Annotated in this window: 17 protein-coding genes; 14 read left to right on the top strand and 3 right to left on the bottom strand. The window is 69.6% G+C overall.

Going from position 1 to position 16,290, the window contains the following annotated elements; translation table 11 throughout:
* Nucleotides 1-13: 13 nt before the first annotated feature.
* The 6 genes from alaS (at nucleotide 14) to ACIBVN_RS23310 (ending at nucleotide 7,277) form a co-directional block, all read left to right on the top strand.
* Complete coding sequence (alaS, locus tag ACIBVN_RS23335; protein ID WP_397139559.1) at nucleotides 14-2,686, top strand: alanine--tRNA ligase; 2,673 nt, start codon at nucleotides 14-16, stop codon at nucleotides 2,684-2,686.
* Between the two features lies 1 nt (nucleotide 2,687).
* The gene (gene ruvX / locus ACIBVN_RS23330; RefSeq protein WP_397139557.1) at nucleotides 2,688-3,167 is read left to right on the top strand and encodes a Holliday junction resolvase RuvX; all 480 of its coding nucleotides are present in this window, start codon (nucleotides 2,688-2,690) and stop codon (nucleotides 3,165-3,167) included.
* The gene (locus ACIBVN_RS23325; protein WP_397139555.1) at nucleotides 3,164-3,307 is read left to right on the top strand and encodes a hypothetical protein; all 144 of its coding nucleotides are present in this window, start codon (nucleotides 3,164-3,166) and stop codon (nucleotides 3,305-3,307) included. Before ruvX ends, ACIBVN_RS23325 begins: the two co-directional genes overlap by 4 nt.
* On the top strand, nucleotides 3,304-4,779 hold the full coding sequence (gene mltG, locus ACIBVN_RS23320; protein ID WP_397139553.1) for an endolytic transglycosylase MltG: 1,476 nt from the start codon (nucleotides 3,304-3,306) through the stop codon (nucleotides 4,777-4,779). The genes ACIBVN_RS23325 and mltG (ACIBVN_RS23320) overlap by 4 nt, the downstream gene beginning before the upstream one ends.
* 214 nt (nucleotides 4,780-4,993) lie before the next feature.
* Nucleotides 4,994-6,157, top strand: a complete 1,164-nt coding sequence (gene mltG, locus ACIBVN_RS23315) for an endolytic transglycosylase MltG (RefSeq protein ID WP_397139551.1) — start codon at nucleotides 4,994-4,996, stop codon at nucleotides 6,155-6,157.
* A 265-nt stretch (nucleotides 6,158-6,422) separates the two neighbouring features.
* Nucleotides 6,423-7,277: a shikimate dehydrogenase gene (locus ACIBVN_RS23310; RefSeq protein WP_397139549.1), complete on the top strand. Its 855-nt coding sequence runs from the start codon at nucleotides 6,423-6,425 to the stop codon at nucleotides 7,275-7,277.
* On the opposite strand, the gene ACIBVN_RS23305 is transcribed toward ACIBVN_RS23310, so the two are convergent.
* Complete coding sequence (locus ACIBVN_RS23305) at nucleotides 7,252-7,488, bottom strand: PIN domain-containing protein (RefSeq protein ID WP_397139547.1); 237 nt, start codon at nucleotides 7,486-7,488, stop codon at nucleotides 7,252-7,254. The genes ACIBVN_RS23310 and ACIBVN_RS23305 overlap by 26 nt on opposite strands.
* Before the next feature lie 181 nt (nucleotides 7,489-7,669).
* Complete coding sequence (locus tag ACIBVN_RS23300; RefSeq protein ID WP_397139545.1) at nucleotides 7,670-7,945, bottom strand: type II toxin-antitoxin system Phd/YefM family antitoxin; 276 nt, start codon at nucleotides 7,943-7,945, stop codon at nucleotides 7,670-7,672.
* Between the two features lie 328 nt (nucleotides 7,946-8,273).
* Between ACIBVN_RS23300 and infC the strand changes: the two genes are divergently transcribed.
* From infC to ACIBVN_RS23265, 7 genes are all read left to right on the top strand, one after another.
* The gene (gene infC, locus ACIBVN_RS23295; RefSeq protein ID WP_090945400.1) at nucleotides 8,274-8,861 is read left to right on the top strand and encodes a translation initiation factor IF-3; all 588 of its coding nucleotides are present in this window, start codon (nucleotides 8,274-8,276) and stop codon (nucleotides 8,859-8,861) included.
* A gap of 125 nt (nucleotides 8,862-8,986) precedes the next feature.
* A complete protein-coding gene (rpmI, locus tag ACIBVN_RS23290; protein ID WP_043622108.1) occupies nucleotides 8,987-9,181 on the top strand; it encodes a 50S ribosomal protein L35 in 195 nt (64 codons plus the stop codon).
* 24 nt (nucleotides 9,182-9,205) lie between these two features.
* Nucleotides 9,206-9,589, top strand: coding sequence for a 50S ribosomal protein L20 (rplT, locus tag ACIBVN_RS23285; protein WP_349451110.1), 384 nt, complete (start codon nucleotides 9,206-9,208; stop codon nucleotides 9,587-9,589).
* Between the two features lie 87 nt (nucleotides 9,590-9,676).
* Nucleotides 9,677-10,480, top strand: a complete 804-nt coding sequence (locus ACIBVN_RS23280) for a TrmH family RNA methyltransferase (RefSeq protein ID WP_397139542.1) — start codon at nucleotides 9,677-9,679, stop codon at nucleotides 10,478-10,480.
* Between the two features lie 49 nt (nucleotides 10,481-10,529).
* Complete coding sequence (locus ACIBVN_RS23275; protein ID WP_397139540.1) at nucleotides 10,530-11,621, top strand: ATP-binding protein; 1,092 nt, start codon at nucleotides 10,530-10,532, stop codon at nucleotides 11,619-11,621.
* Between the two features lie 129 nt (nucleotides 11,622-11,750).
* Nucleotides 11,751-12,791 carry a phenylalanine--tRNA ligase subunit alpha gene (gene pheS, locus ACIBVN_RS23270; RefSeq protein ID WP_397139838.1) on the top strand — a complete coding sequence of 347 codons (1,041 nt, stop codon included), beginning with the start codon at nucleotides 11,751-11,753 and terminating at the stop codon, nucleotides 12,789-12,791.
* The gene (locus tag ACIBVN_RS23265) at nucleotides 12,791-15,346 is read left to right on the top strand and encodes a phenylalanine--tRNA ligase subunit beta (protein WP_397139538.1); all 2,556 of its coding nucleotides are present in this window, start codon (nucleotides 12,791-12,793) and stop codon (nucleotides 15,344-15,346) included. The genes pheS and ACIBVN_RS23265 overlap by 1 nt, the downstream gene beginning before the upstream one ends.
* 42 nt (nucleotides 15,347-15,388) lie before the next feature.
* Here the strand turns inward: ACIBVN_RS23265 and ACIBVN_RS23260 are convergent, their stop codons facing one another.
* Entirely contained in the window at nucleotides 15,389-15,976 is a 588-nt protein-coding gene (locus ACIBVN_RS23260; protein ID WP_397139836.1) for a Uma2 family endonuclease, read from the bottom strand.
* 80 nt (nucleotides 15,977-16,056) lie between these two features.
* On the opposite strand from ACIBVN_RS23260, the gene ACIBVN_RS23255 reads away from it, so the two are divergent.
* Nucleotides 16,057-16,290 (top strand): hypothetical protein, encoded by a 234-nt coding sequence (locus tag ACIBVN_RS23255; protein ID WP_397139536.1) that lies wholly within the window; start codon nucleotides 16,057-16,059, stop codon nucleotides 16,288-16,290.

The raw sequence follows: 16,290 nt of genomic DNA, 5'->3' as shown, positions 1-16,290 counted from the left end.
AAGGATGGCCAACATGGAGTCGGCAGAGATCGCCCGCCGCTTCCTACGCTTCTTCGAGGAGCGTGGGCACAAGGTAGTGCCCTCGGCCAGCCTGATCGCCGAAGACCCCACGCTGCTCCTGGTTAATGCCGGTATGGTGCCGTTCAAGCCGTACTTCCTGGGGCAGCGCAAGCCTCCGGCGTCCCGGCTGGCCACCGCGCAGAAGTGCGTGCGCACCCCCGACATCGACGAGGTCGGCAAGACGACCCGGCACGCCACGTTCTTCCAGATGCTGGGCAACTTCTCCATCGGCGACTACTTCAAGTCCGAAGTGATCCCGTTCGCGTGGGAGCTGCTCACCCGCTCGGAGTCCGACGGCGGCTTCGGCTTCCCCGAGGAGCGGCTCTGGGCGACCGTCTACCAGGACGACGACGAGGCGTACGACATCTGGCGCAACCGCGTCGGCGTGCCGGAGCAGCGCATCCAGCGGCGGGGCCTGGAGGACAACTACTGGCACATGGGCGTGCCCGGTCCCGGCGGCCCCTGCTCGGAGATCTACTACGACCGCGGCGCCGAATACGGCAAGGAGGGCGGCCCCGTCGCCGACGAGGACCGCTACCTCGAGGTGTGGAACCTCGTCTTCATGCAGTACCAGCTCAGCGCGGTCCGGACCAAGGTCGACTTCGACGTGGCGGGCGAGCTGCCGGCGAAGAACATCGACACCGGCATGGGCCTCGAGCGCATGGCGACGATCCTGCAGGGCGTCGACAACCTCTACGAGATCGACACCACGTACAAGATCCTCGACAAGGCGGCCGAGCTCACCAAGACCCGCTACGGGCGCGACCACCGCGCCGACGTCAGTCTGCGCGTGATCGCCGACCACGTCCGCACCGGCACCATGCTGGTGGCCGACGGCGTGCTGCCCAGCAACGAGGGCCGCGGCTACGTGCTGCGCCGCATCCTGCGCAGGTCCGTGCGCAACCTGCGGCTGCTCGGCTCCGGCGACGACCGCTACATGCACGAGCTGACCGACGTCGCGATCAACGTCATGGGCGAGCAGTACCCCGAGCTCAAGGCCGACGCGCCGCAGATCCACGCCGTCATCGACGCCGAGGAGGCGTCGTTCCTCGGCACGCTCCGCACCGGCACGGCGATCTTCGACGTGGCGGTCGAGGAGACCAAGCGCAAGTCCGGCACCTCGCTCTCCGGCGACCAGGCGTTCCAGCTCCACGACACCTACGGCTTCCCGATCGACCTGACGCTGGAGATGGCGGCCGAGCAGGGGCTCAAGGTCGACGAGGAGGGCTTCCGCCGGCTCATGAAGGAGCAGCGGGAGCGGGCCAAGGCCGACGCCGCGGCGAAGAAGACCGGCAACGCCGACATCTCCGTCTTCGGGCACCTGCTGGAGAAGGCGGGCAAGGTCGAGTTCCTCGGCTACGACCAGACCGAGGCCGACACGAGCGTGGTCGGCATCCTCGCCGACGGCGTGTCCGTGCCGGTGGCGGGGGCGGGGACGACCGTGGAGGTCGTGCTCGCGCGCACCCCGTTCTACGCCGAGGGCGGCGGCCAGCTCGCCGACCAGGGCGTGATCCGCACCAGCGGCGGCGAGATCGAGATCGTCGACGTGCAGTCGCCGCTCGCGGGCCTCGTCGTCCACCGGGGCAAGGTCCGCAGCGGCGAGGTCAAGGTCGGCGACGAGGCGCAGGCGGAGATCGACATCGAGCGCCGCCGCGCGATCTCGCGTAGCCACAGCGCGACCCACCTCGTCCACCGCGGCTTCAAGAACGCGCTGGGCGAGACGGCCGCGCAGGCGGGCTCGGAAAACTCTCCCGGCCGCTTCCGCTTCGACTTCACCGCGGCGGGCGCGGTGCCCGCGAGCGTGCTGCGCGACGTCGAGGACGAGGTCAACGCGGTGCTCATCAACGACCTCAAGGTCAACGCCTTCTACACCTCGCAGGCGGAGGCCAGGGCGATGGGCGCGCTGGCGATGTTCGGCGAGAAGTACGGCGACGAGGTCCGCGTGGTCGAGATCGGCGACTACTCGCGCGAGCTGTGCGGTGGCACCCACGTTCACAGCTCCGGCCAGCTCGGCCTGGTCAAGGTGCTGGGCGAGCAGTCGGTCGGCGCGGGCGTGCGCCGGGTCGAGGCGCTCGTCGGCATCGACGCCTTCCGCTTCCTGGCCCGCGAGAGCGTGCTGGTCGCGCAGCTCACCGAGCAGCTCAAGGCGCGCCGCGAGGAGCTGCCCGAGCGCATCGACGGCATCGTCACCCGGCTGCGCACGGCGGAGAAGGAGCTGGACAAGCTCCGCTCCGCGCAGGTGCTCCAGGTGGCGGGCGATCTGGCGGCCAACGCCCGTGACCTGCGGGAAGTCTCTGTCGTGACACACCGCGCGCCTGATGGCACCGGTGCCGACGATCTGCGTAAGCTCGCGCTTGACGTGCGTGGCAGGTTCCCGGCCGGCCGGCCGGCGGTCATCGTGATCGCCGGCGTCCCCTCCGACCGTCCTGTGGTGGTTGCCGCGGTCAACGAGGCGGGGCGCGAGCGGGGGCTCAAGGCCGGACGGCTGGTCGGCGTCGCCGCCAAGGCTCTTGGGGGTGGCGGTGGCGGCAAGGACGATGTCGCGCAGGGTGGCGGCACACGACCGGAGGGGATCGGCGACGCCCTTCAGCAGGTCGAGCAGGCTATCGCGGATCAGCTCGGCTGACATGCGATTCGGCACGCGGATCGGCGTGGACGTCGGTTCCGTACGCGTCGGCGTGGCCCGCAGCGACCCTTCGGGGCTGCTGGCCACGCCGGTCGAGACCGTCAAGCGGGGCAAGGGCGACCTCGACCGCATCGCCGCGATCGTCTCCGAGCACGAGGCGATCGAGGTGATCGTGGGGTTGCCCACCTCGCTGTCCGGACGCGAGGGGCAGGCGGCCTCGCTGGCCCGCCAGTTCGCCGCCGACCTCGCGGTCCGGCTCGCGCCGACGCCCGTGCGGCTGTTCGACGAGCGGCTGACCACGGTCGCCGCGACGCACGGGCTACGGGCGAGCGGCATGAAGGCCAAGAAGCAGCGCGGCGTCGTCGACCAGGCGGCGGCGGTCGTGCTGCTGCAGGACGCGCTCGACTCCGAGCGCGCCACAGACAGACCCCCAGGCAGGCCCGTCGCACCGCCCCCAGCGGCCGGCGGACCTGCCTCATGAGCGCGCGCGTCACGGGGGCCACGCCCGCGCCGGACGCGCACGCGTACGGGCAGGTCGAGCGCTGGTCCGTACGGCTCTCACCGGCGACGGCGTTCCGGGCCTCGAGCACCCGCCAGGGGGACTGGGGGGTGGTCGCGTGAACGGCACGCCCGAGAACGGCACGCCCGAGGACGAGGACGACCTCGGCGACGTGATCCCGTTCGCCGCCGACGACTCCACGCCGGAGGAGTACGAGTCACCACAGGCCGCGCCCGAGGCGGAGCCGGAGGCTGTCTCCGAGGCGCAGGCTGTCCATGAGGCGCAGGCTGTCTCTGAGGCGGGCACTGTGCCGGAAGCGGAGGCCGGTCCGAAGGCGGATCCCGTGCACGAGGCCGGAACCGCCCAGGAGGCGCAGGCTGCGCGTGAGGGAGAGATCGCTCCGGAGGCGGATGCCGTGCACGAGGCGGGAACTGCTCCGGAGGCGGGGACCGTGCGCGGGGGAGGGATCGCTCCAGAGGCGGAGGCTGCGCGCGAGGGAGGGATCGCTCCGGAGGTAGGGACCGTTCCAGCGGCGGAGGTCGTAAGCCCGTCCGGGCGACGCCGTCAGGCCCTGCGCAAGGCCGGGATCGTCTCCGCGGGCCTGGTCGTGTCCCTGGTGGCGATGGGGGCCGGGATGATCGCGGTGGTCAAGCCGTACCTCAGCCCCGACGACTTCGACGGGCCCGGCGGTGGCGTCGTGACGGTGCGGATCGCGCCGGGCGCCAGCGCGGAGGACATCGGCTCGACGCTGGCCGAGGCCGGGGTGGTGGCGAGCGCGCGGTCGTTCGTGCGGGCGGCGGAGGAGCGAGCGGTCACCAACCGGCTGCGGCCGGGACACTACCGCCTGCGCAAGGGCATGGCCGCAGGGGCGGCGCTCGACCTGCTGCTCGCCCCGGCCTCCAGGGTCGTGCGGCGGGTCACCATACCCGAGGGCATGCGGACGTCCGAGGTGCTCGCCCGGGTCGCCAAGCAGACCGGGCTGCCGCTCAAGGAGCTGCAGAGCGTCGACAAGGGTCTTGTCGGCCTGCCCAAATACGCTGCGGGGCTCGAAGGGTTCCTGTTTCCCGCGACGTACGAGATCGAGCCCGGCGACACGGCCGTGGACGTGCTGGCGGCGATGGTCGAGCGCTTCGGCGTCGCCGCGCGGCAGGTGGGTCTGGAGGCGCAGGCGGCGCGCAGGCACCTGACGCCGCTGGAGGCCGTCACAGTGGCCAGCATGATCCAGGCCGAGGGCGGGACCGACGCGGACTACCCGAAGATCTCCAGGGTGATCTACAACCGCCTCCAGAAGGACACCAAGCTGGAGATCGACAGCACCGTTCTGTACGCACAGAACCGCCGGACCCTGAGGATCACGGAGCGTGATACCAAGGTCGACTCCCCGTACAACACCTATCGCCACAAGGGACTGCCGCCCGGGCCCATCGCGAATCCGGGGGAGAAGGCACTGATTGCGGCCCTGAACCCGGCCAAGGGTGATTGGCACTGGTTTGTCACGACAGATCCGGCGCATAGAATCACCAAATTCACCAACAAAGAGAGCGAGTTCGTGAGATACCGGGAAGAGTTGAAAAAGAACCTCGGGACGAACTGATGTTCGATGGAACTCCCCCCGTTCCGGCGCAAATGCCCCAAAACCGGGCATGCGCCCTCTTTCCATCCCCTAGCATGGCTACTCAGCGTGCTCTCCGCTGGTCGTGGGAGCATGTCCGGCGGACCCCCCAGTTCCGCTCGGTAACGACGCCAGCCGTTTTGGCAGTTTCGCTTGACGCCTGGCCGGCCGTACCGGGAGATTGGCCAGCGCACCTATGAACGATCTCGATCTGAACACTCTGCTCGGCGCCGAGGACGACGAAGGTCGTGCCCGGCGCCGTCCTCGCGGTTCCGGCAAGCGCGGCGGGCGCCGACGGCGCAGGCGCCGCAACCGGGGCGGCTTGATAGCGCCGCTGCTCGCCTTCGTCGTGCTGGCGGGCATCATCGGCGGCGGCGGATACTACGGCTACCTGTGGCTCAGCGACGCGCTCGTGCCCGACGACTTCACCGGCCAGGGCACCGGCGAGGTCGTCCTGGAGATCAAGGACGGCCAGAGCGCATCCGAGGTGGCGCAGGAACTCGAGCGGCTGGGGGTCGTGGCCAGCGCCAGGGCGTTCACCAACGCGATCGGCAACGCCAACAAGAGCGGCTCGCTCCAGCCCGGCTCGTACAAGCTGCGCAAGAAGATGTCCGCCGCGCAGGCGGTGGCGATGCTCATCCCGGAGAACCGGCTGCTGGCCAGGGTGTCGATCCCGGAGGGCAAGCGCCTGTCCGACACCTTGAGCATCCTCGCCAAGGCGACCGGCAAGCCCGCCAAGGAGTTCACCGCCGCGGCCAAGGACGTCGGCGAGCTCGATCTGCCGCCCTACGCCAGGAACAAGCTCGAGGGGTACGCCTTCCCGGCCACGTACGACTTCCAGCCCAAGACCACGCCGAAGGAGATGCTGGCGACCATGGTCAAGCGGTTCAACCAGACCGCCGAGACCATGGATCTCGAGGGCGGCGCCAAGGCGCTCGGCCACACGCCACACGAGATCATGGTCATCGCGAGCATCGTGCAGGCCGAGGCCGGCCGGGCCGAGGACATGTCGAAGATCGCCCGCGTCATCTACAACCGGCTCGAGCGCAAGCCGCCGATGAAGTTGGAGATGGACAGCACGGTCATGTACGCGCTGAACAAGTACCGCACCTACGCCACCCACGCCGAGCTGCAGACCAAGTCCCGCTACAACACCTACATGTACGAGGGGCTGCCGCCCGGCCCGATCGCCAACCCCGGCGACCACGCGATCGAGGCAGCGCTCAATCCGGCGAAGGGCTCCTGGCTGTACTTCGTGGCCACCGACCCCAAGGGCAGCATCACCGAGTTCGCCACCACCGAGGCCGAGCGTCAGGCGCTGCTGGCCAAGTGCACCAGGAACGGCGGCTGCGGCGGCTGATGCCCGCCTCGCCCGCCCTCTGCGCCACCATGGGCACCGACCGTCCTCAGCGGGCGCGGCCGTGTTCCGTGCCGCGGGAGGGCGGTGGGGCGCCGATGCGTCGTGCGCTTGCAGATGCAGGCGGGTGACGGGCGGGGCCGCGCCCTGGCACCTGCCCAAGGGACGCTCCTCCGATGTGGGACGAAGCGTCGCGACGCGCGCACTGCGGGCCGTCCAGGTGGCAGGGCGTTGGCGATAGGGTCTTGCGTGTTCGGAAGGAGTGTGGATGCGGGCTGCGGTGATGGGGTCGCCCATCGGTCATTCGCTCTCGCCCTACCTGCACCGCGCCGCGTACCAGGCGATGGGGCTCGACGGGTGGAGCTACGAGGCGTTCGAGTGCGACGAGGCGCGGCTGCCCGGACTGCTGGGTGAGCTGGTGCCCGTGCGCGGCCAGGGGCCGGACGACGCGGACGCCTGGGCGGGGCTGTCGCTGACCATGCCGCTCAAGCGGGCCGTGCTGCCCCTGCTCGACACCGTGTCCGAGCCGGCTCTGGAGGTCGGCGGCGCCAACACCGTGGTGTTCCGCGACGGGCTGCGGCACGGCCACAACACCGACGTCTACGGCATCGAGCAGGCGCTGGCCGAGGCCGGGGTGCCCGCGCCGCGCTCGGCGACCGTGCTGGGCGGAGGGGCCACGGCGGCCTCGGCGCTCGCGGCGCTGCGTAACCTGGGGCTGTTCTCGGCGACCCTGCTGGTGCGCGACCCCGCGCGGGCGGGGGAGACGATGGAGGTGGCCGAGCGGCTGGGCGTGGCGCTGGCGGTGGAGACGTTCGACAAGCTCGACGCCCTGACGCGGGTGGATCTGGTGGTGTCGACGCTGCCCGGCGGGGCCGCGGACGCGTTCGCCGACCGGCTGGCTCGGGTGCCCGCGCTCTTCGACGTGGTCTACTCGCCCTGGCCGACCAGCGCGGCGGCGGCCGTCCGAGCCGCGGGCGGCACCGTGGTCGGGGGGTTCGCGATGCTGTTGCACCAAGCGGTGCGGCAGGTGGAGCTGATGACGGGCCGCACGGACGTGCCGGTGGAGGCCATGCGCGCGGCAGGCGAGGCGGAGCTCGCTAGGCGGGCATCTCGAACGGGTTGATCACGGTCACGCCGGTGTCCGCGAAGTCCTTCACGTTCCGCGTGACCACGCTCCAGCCGTGAATCCTGGCTGTGGCTGCGATTAACGCGTCGGAGACGGAAAGTGTGCGCATGCAGCGCATGCGCCCCCATTCCTCTGCGACATCGTTGGTGATGGGGATGATCCGATCCTGGAAGGAGCGGAAGAGCCGGGCGAGCCACCTTTCGAGCACCAAGGCCTGCTGGGATCGCTCTTGCGGCGCTGCTCGATGCCCCAGCGGATTTCACCGATCGACATGACGCTGAGGTAGAGAGTCGGCCCCAGGGATGCATCAACCCACCCCTTCACCTGCACGTCGCCGTGCGGCTTGCGCACCTCGGAGATGATGTTGGTGTCGAGGATGTAGCCGACGCTCACCAGCCGAGGTCCACTTCTCGCGGGAGGCCCTTGTCGCGTGGGAACTCCAAATCGTCTGGCCAGTCCGGATCATGGAGCAGGAACTCCTTGAAGTCCGGCTGCTTCCCCTTGAGCCGGCGGTATTCCTCCATGTCGAGGATCACCACCACGTCCCTGCCGTGCTTCGTGACGATCTGCGGCCCTTCGTCGTGAGCCTTCCTGACGACTTCACTGAAGTGCTGCTTGGCCTCTTGTAGCTGCCATTTGGTCACCTCTGCCTGGATTGCGGCCATGAGACCCCTTTCTGTCTAGTCTGGACAGAAGTCCATCGCGGGGACTTTGGCCAGGCGGGATGATTCGGGGAAGTCCAGTGGTTGTGGTAATGTAGCTCTCTGATCGGTCCGGCATGCACTGCTGGACGCGCAAGCGGAGGTCTCCCTCCCACCTGAGTCGCCGAAAGGCGGCCGGGTCCAGGATCACGCCGGACTACTCCGGGGAGCTCAAAGGCCACGAAGCCAAAGAGCTCAGTGGCCCCGCATGCGCGACGTGCGGGGCTTTTCGCGTTCAGTGAGAAGTCCCCGCCACGACGAGCACGTAGGGATCGCAAACCTAGGAGGCCCCATCAGCACTGAGCCCCGCATCAACGAGCGTATCCGAGTTCCCGAGGTTCGCCTCGTGGGCCCGAACGGCGAGCAGGTAGGCATCGTCTCGATTCACGACGCCCTGAAGCTCGCCCAGGAGGCCGATCTCGACCTCGTCGAGGTCGCGGCCACGGCTCGACCGCCCGTGTGCAAGCTCATGGACTACGGCAAGTTCAAGTACGAGTCCGCGATGAAGGCGCGCGAGGCGCGCAAGAATCAGGCGCACACGATCATCAAGGAGATCAAGCTCCGGCCGAAGATCGACCCGCACGACTACGAGACCAAGAAGGGTCACGTGGTCCGGTTCCTCAAGGCAGGAGACAAGGTCAAAGTCACGATCATGTTCCGTGGTCGCGAGCAGTCCCGGCCGGAGCTCGGCTTCCGGCTGCTGCAGCGGCTGGCGGACGACGTCCAGGAGCTGGGGTTCGTGGAGTCCCACGCCAAGCAGGACGGGCGCAACATGATCATGGTGATCGGTCCGCACAAGAAGAAGGCCGAGGCCAAGGCCGAAAAGGCCGCAGCCAAGGCACAGCGTGGCAGCGAGGACACTTCCCCACAGGAAGGATGACCCGCGGTTGGGGTTAGCCTTACAGGACACCCCGATTCAGCCACCAGCAGACGAAGACGCCGCGACCGGGTCGGCCCAGCACCGGCCCGGCCCGTGGCACGACCGAAACGAGGAGAGACGGCGACATGCCGAAGATGAAGACGCACAGCGGTGCGAAGAAGCGGTTCCGGCTTACCGGCACCGGCAAGATCAAGCGTCGCCGTGCCAACCGCGCGCACTACAACGAGTGGAAGTCCTCCACGCTGACGCGCCGTCTCAAGAACGAGGTCGTCCTTTCCGACGCCGATTCCAAGAAGATCAAGAAGCTGCTCGCTAAGTAGCGCGATTCCCCGGGGAGAAGAAACATGGCACGCGTGAAGCGGGCGCTCAACGCCAAGAAGAAGCGCAGGGTCGTCCTCGAAAGGGCAAGCGGTTACCGCGGCCAGCGGTCGCGTCTTTACCGCAAGGCCAAGGAGCAGATGCTCCACTCGATGACGTACGCCTACCGGGACCGCAAGGACCGTAAGGGCGCGTTCCGTCGTCTGTGGATCCAGCGGATCAACGCCGCCGCCCGACAGAACGGCATGACCTACAACCGCCTGATCCAGGGTCTGCGCCTGGCCGGCGTCGAGGTCGACCGCAAGATCCTCGCCGACCTCGCGGTCAATGACAGCCAGACCTTCGCCGCGCTGGTCGAGGCCGCCAAGAAGGCGCTGCCGGCGAACGTGAACGCCCCGGCCGCGAGCTGACGAGCCGCGAGCTGAGGTAATTGCCTTAATCGAGGGGCCCACCGATGACGGTGGGCCCTTTGTTGCTGTACGGGACAGGGAGAGAGCATGGCCGGGTCCGAGCTGACCAACGTGAAGTCGCCGAGGGTGAAGGCGGCCAGGCGGCTCACCAAGCGGGCCTTCAGGGAGCAGGACCGCAGGTTCCTGGCCGAGGGGCCGCAGGCGGTGCGCGAGGCGCTCAAGCTGGAGGGTGTGCCGCTGGAGCTGTTCAGCACAGCCGACGCCGAGCTGCGCCATCCCGAGCTGATCACCGAGGCCACCCTCAAGGGCATACCCGTGCACCGGGCCAGCGGCGAGGTCATGTCGGAGCTGTCTCAGACCGTGACGCCGCAGGGGCTGGTGGCGGTCTGCAAGCTCGTCCACGTGCCCCTGGACGAAGCCCTGGAAGGCACGCCCCGCCTGGTCGCGGTGCTCGCCCACGTGCGCGACCCCGGCAACGCCGGCACCGTCATGCGGGCCGCCGACGCGGCCGGCGCCGACGCGGTCATCTTCACCGACGCCTCCGTCGACCCGTACAACGGGAAATGTGTACGCGCCAGCGCCGGCAGCCTGTTCCACTTGCCCGTCGTCATCGGTGCACCAGTGAGCGCCGCCGTGCGTCAACTGAAGGAGCGGGGACTGCGCGTGCTGGCGGCCGACGGCGCGGGCAAGCACACGCTCGACGATGTCGATCTCACGGGGCCCACCGCGTGGATCTTCGGTAACGAGGCTTGGGGACTGCCGGAGGAGATACTGTCCGAGGCGGACGATGTGGTCAGAGTGCCCATCTATGGACAGGCTGAAAGCCTGAACCTGGCCGCCGCCGCGGCGGTATGCCTTTACTCCTCTGCTAGGGCTCAGCGAGTGCCCTAGGCGGCGGGAAACCCGCTATTGTCGGCGTTGTAGGCGGAGGAGGCAGGTCGTGCACGGCGCAGACACCGACGGGCGAGTAGTGGCCGCCGCGTGCACGATAGCCATCGACGACCTTCCCGACGGCCTCATCGTGACCGACCGATATGGCTGTGTGCTGGCCGTCAACCGGGCCGCCGCCCGGCTCACCGGCGTGGCCGTGGAGCGCGCGGTCGGCGGGCACATGAGCGACGTCTTCCCCTTTCGCGACCACGACGGGCGCGACTGGTGGAAGGCGCTCGACCCCGAGGGCGGTCTGCGCATCAGGAGCAGGGTGCCGGAGCGGCCGCTGCACCTGCCCGGCGGCCAGGAGCTCTACGTCGCGGCCAGGCTCGTACGCGAGCCCGAGCGCTGCGGCGAGGTCGAGCGCGTCACGATCACCCTGCGCGACGGCGGCGCCCGCGCGCGGCTGGAGCGCAGCCGCGCCGACCTGGTCTCCACCGTGGCCCATGAGCTGCGCTCGCCGCTGACCAGCGTCAAGGGGTTCACCGCGACCATGCTGGCCAAGTGGTCGCGCTTCACCGACGAGCAGAAACGGGTCATGCTCGAGACCGTCAACAACGACGCCGACCGGGTCACGCGGCTCATCACCGAGCTGCTCGACGTCTCGCGCATCGAGTCCGGCCGGCTGGAGGTGCGCCGCCAGGTCGTCGACATCCCCGCCAGGGTGCGCCGCCTGATCGCCGGGCGGGTCGCGGCCGGGGAGGCCGAAGAGCGCTTTCGCCTGGTGACCGGCGATGACCTGCCGGAAATGTGGCTCGACCAGGACAAGATCGACCAGATCCTGGGTAATCTGGTGGAAAACGCGCTGCGCCACGGGCGTGGCACTGTGACAATCGAGATCGAGTCTGTCGGATGGGGAGTTGCCGTGTCGGTGCGCGATGAGGGCGAGGGCATCGAGCCCGAGCTGGCTCCGCGTGTCTTCAGGCAGTTCTGGCGGGGCGGCAACAGCCGCAGGCGCGGCGGCACCGGGCTCGGCCTCTTCATCGTCAAGGGCCTGGTCGAGGCGCACGGCGGCACGATCACCGTGCAGCGTGCGCCCGAGGGCGGGGCGGAGTTTCGATTTACCGTGCCCACCGGCACGCCCGACTTCGCCACCCCGTAGCGATCGAGTCGGCCCCGGTGGGCGGGCCCACTAGACTCTTTTCCGCTCAAGCCCTGGATACGGAGCTCACTCTTGTCTGACTACGACCCCGTCGAGGTGACACCGTTGCATGCCGACGAGGTGTCCCGCATGGAGGCCGACGCCATCGCGGCGATCAAGGCGGCCGACAGCCTCGACGCACTCAAGCAGGCCAGGCTGGCGCATGCCGGCGACCGCTCGCCCATCGCCCTGGCCAACCGCGAGATCGGCGCCCTGCCGCCGGCCGCCCGCGCCGAGGCGGGCAAGCGCGTCGGCACCGCCCGCAAGGCGATCAACGAGGCGCTCGCCGCCCGCCAGGCCGAGCTGGAGGCCGAGCGTGACGCGCGGGTGCTCGTCGAGGAGAGCGTCGACGTCACCCTGCCCTGGGACCGGCGGCCGCGCGGCGCCCGCCACCCGCTGACCACGCTGCAGGAGCGCATCGCCGACGCGTTCGTCGCCATGGGATACGAGGTGGCCGAGGGGCCCGACCTCGAAGGCGAGTGGTTCAACTTCGACGCTCTCAACATCGCGAAGGACCACCCGGCCCGCTCCGACCACGACACGTTCTTCGTCGGGTCCACCGACTCCGGCATGGTGCTGCGCACGCAGACCTCGCCGGTGCAGATCCGCGCGCTGCTCCAGCGCGAGCTGCCGGTCTACGTGATCTCGCCGGGCAAGACGTTCCGCACCGACGAGCTCGACGCCACCCACACCCCGGTCTTCCACCAGACCGAGGGGCTGGCCGTGGACGAGGGCCTGACGATGGCCCACCTAAAGGGCACGCTCGACCGGTTCGCGGAGGTGATGTTCGGCAAGGGCATCACGACCCGGTTCCGGCCCAACTACTTCCCGTTCACCGAGCCGTCCGCCGAGATGGACCTCAAGTGCTTCGTCTGCCGCGGCGCCTCGGCCGTCCCCGGCAATCCGCCCTGCCGCACCTGCAAGTCGGAGGGCTGGATCGAGTGGGGCGGCTGCGGCATGGTCAACCCGCGCGTGCTGATCGCCTGCGGGGTCGATCCGTCGCGGTATTCGGGCTTCGCCTTCGGCATGGGCATCGAGCGGACGCTGATGTTCCGCCACAACGCCGAGGACATGCGTGACATGGTCGAGGGAGACGTGCGCTTCACCCTCCCGTTCGGAATGGAGATCTGATGAAGGTCCCGCTTTCCTGGCTGCGGGAGTATGTCGATCTCCCAGCGGTCACCGCCCACGAGGTGGCCGACAAGCTCACCGCCGCCGGCCTCAAGCTGGAGTCGATCAGCTCGCACGGCCACGACGTCAAGAACGTCGTCGTCGGCGAGGTGCTCGAGATCGAGGAGCTGACCGGCTTCAAGAAGCCGATCAGGCACTGCAAGGTCGAGACGGGCGAGGCGACGCCACGCGAGATCGTCTGCGGCGCCACCAACTTCTCCGCCGGCGACCGCGTGCCCGTCGTGCTGCCCGGTGGCGTGCTGCCCGGCGGGTTCGAGGTCGGGGCGCGCAAGACGTACGGGCGCATGTCGGAGGGCATGATCTGCTCCGAGCGCGAGCTCGGGCTCGGCGACGAGCACGGCGGCATCATGGTGCTGCCACCGGACACCCCGATCGGCGCGGACGTGGTCGAGCTGCTCGGCCTGCGTGACGAGGTCATCGAGCTGGAGATCACGCCCGACATCGGCTACGCGCTGTCGATCAGGGGCGTCGCGCGCGAGGTGGCGACCGCGTTCGGGGTGGAGTTCCGCGACCCCGCCGGCATCGAGCCGCCCGCCGAGACCGGCCCGTCGTGGCCGGCCTCGATCGCCGACCCCACCGCCTGCGACAGGTTCGTGCTGCGCGAGGTCCGCGGCTTCGACCCCGCCGCCCAGAGCCCGCTCTGGATGCGGGTACGCCTCACGCGTGCCGGCATGCGGCCCGTGTCGCTGGCCGTCGACATCACCAACTACCTGATGCTCGAGCTGGGCCAGCCGCTGCACGCGTTCGACCGCGGCAAGCTGAGCGGCGAGATCGTCGTGCGCAGGGCCGTGGCGGGCGAGCGCCTCGAGACGCTCGACCACGTCGTACGCGAGCTCGACCCCGACGACATCCTCATCACCGACCAGTCGGGGCCGATCTCGATGGCCGGCACCATGGGCGGGCTCGAGACCGAGATCTCCGGCAGCTCGACCGACATCGTCATCGAGGCCGCCCACTTCTCGGCGACCGGCATCTCGCGCGAGTCGCGCAGGCACGGGCTGGTGTCGGAGGCGTCCAAGCGGTTCGAGCGCGGCGTCGACCGGGAGCTGCCGCTCGTCGCCTCGTGGCGGGCCGTGCAGCTGCTGGCCGAGCTGGGCGGCGCGACCATACAGGCCGGCGTCACGCACGCCGAGGTCGAGGTGTCGCCGGCGCGCATCGCGATCCCGGCGGGCTACCCCAGCACCGTGGCCGGCGTCGACTACTCCAGGGACACCGTGATCACCCGGCTGGAGCAGGTCGGCTGCGTCGTGACAGCCGGCAACGACCCGGCCGTGCGCAAGGGCGGCGTCGACCCGACCGGCGTCGTCACCGGCGGCGCGCTGGCGGCCAAGCTGGCCGTCACCGGCGACGACATGATCACGGTGACGCCGCCGTCCTGGCGTCCCGACCTCACCGACCCGAACGACCTGGCCGAAGAGGTCATCCGGCTGGAGGGCTACGAGAGCCTGCCGTCCGTGCTGCCCGCCGCCCCCGCCGGCGCGGGCCTCACCGAGGGGCAGCGGCTGCGCAGGCGGGTCGGCAGGGCGCTGGCCGAGGGCGGCTACGTCGAGGTGCTCAGCTACCCGTTCATCAGCCCCGATGACTTCGACCGGCTGCTGCTGCCCGCCGAGGACGCGCGCCGCCACGCCATGCGGCTGGCCAACCCGCTGTCGGAGGACGAGCCGCTGATGCGCACGACGCTGCTGCCGGGGCTGCTCAAGACCCTGGTGCGCAACGTCGGCCGCGGGTTCTCCGACGTGGCGCTGTTCGAGACGGGGCCGGTCTACCGGCCGCGCGAGGGCGCTCCCGAGGTGGCGCCGGTGCTCGGGGTCGAGCGCCGGCCGACCGCCGAGGAGCTGGCCTCGATCGAGGCGGCGCTGCCCGACCAGCCGCTGCGGGTCGCCGTGGTGCTGGCCGGGGAGTTCGAGCGGTCCGGCTGGTGGGGCGGCGGGCGCGCGGCCTCCTGGGCCGACGCGGTGCAGGCCGCGCGGCTGGTCGCGGGCGAGGCACGGCTGGAGCTGTCGATCAGCGCCGACCAGCACGAGCCCTGGCACCCCGGCCGCTGCGCCGCCCTCTACGTGGGCGACACGCTGGTGGGACACGCGGGCGAGCTGCACCCACGCGTCATCGAGGCGTACGGGCTGCCCAAGCGGACCGCGGCCATGGAGCTGGAGATCTCGCGCCTGGAAGCGGCCATGCCCGGGCCGGTGCAGACGCCGGCGGTGTCGGCCTACCCGGTGGCCACGCAGGACGTCGCGCTGATCGTGCCCGACTTCACGCCGGTCGCCGACGTGGAGGCCGCGCTGCGGGACGGCGCGGGCGAGCTGCTGGAGTCGATCCGGCTGTTCGACGTGTACGCGGGGGAGCAGGTGGGTGAGGGGAACAAGTCGCTCGCCTACACGATGCGCTTCCGCGCCGCGGACCGGACGTTGACGGTGGAGGAGACGACGGCGGCTCGGGACGCGGCGGTGGCCATGGCGGCCGACCGCGTGGGAGCTCAGCTGCGTAGCGCCTGAGCTGCTTTCACGGGGCTGGTACGGCTGGTGCCGTGCCGGCCCTTAGCGGGTTCTTGCCTTGTACAGATTGGTGAGATCGATGTCGATGTCGAACGGAACCGTGACTTTGAGTCTGTCGTGGTGGACGCCGCCCGGTGCGTAGGTCTGTGTGCCGGGAATGAGCTCGAAGACGAAGACAACCGGCTTGCCATCGACTTTCTCAATTCGCCAGAAGTGGGCAATCCCTGCCTTCGCGTAGAGGAGGGGCTTGCGCTCTCTGTCACGCGCCTCGGAGTCGGGTGAGACCACTTCTACAGCGAGGATGACGTCGTCGGCCTGGAAGCAGGTGACCTCGTTGTCGATGATCGCGTTGGGGCCCACGACGATCAGGTCAGGCTCTGGGCGCTGTTGCCGAGCTAGCTTGACGCTCATTCTCTGGACCACTTCATGGCCTGCCGGCATGAAATCTTCCAGTGCGTTGCACAGCCGGTGGATGGCCGATTGGTGGAAGTATCGCTGGGGGCTCGCGAAGACCAAGCTCCCATCAATCAACTCTGTGTGCGCAGGCAAATCCGGAATGCGATCGAGATCTTCTGCTACGAAGCCCTCCGGCGGCGGGAAGGCCCAGTCGGGTAGCGAGCGAGGAGTCATCTCATCCAACGCTACCGATGTATTGCGCTCACGCCACGTAAACGACTGCATACGCTTGCGGACATGAAGGCGGGAGGACGATGAGGCAGTTTCTGGTGTTCGCCGAGCGGGACGACGCCGAGGAGGTGGCGGAGACGCTCGAGGAGTGGTTTCCAGCGCTCGGGGTGCCGCGGGTGGTGCGGGAGACGCTGGCCGGGGAGGACGACGCCGACGACGCGCAGTGGCTGGTCGTCGTCGAAGGGCTGGACGAGGGTGCGCTGGCCAAGGTGGATGAGCTGGTGGAGCGGTACGAAGGGTGGCGCGAAGCGGGGTGA

This window comes from Nonomuraea sp. NPDC049400 (genome assembly GCF_044466425.1).
Taxonomy (GTDB): domain Bacteria; phylum Actinomycetota; class Actinomycetes; order Streptosporangiales; family Streptosporangiaceae; genus Nonomuraea.
Note: the sequence above shows the minus strand (reverse complement) of the source record. Positions and strands in the feature narration are given on the sequence as shown.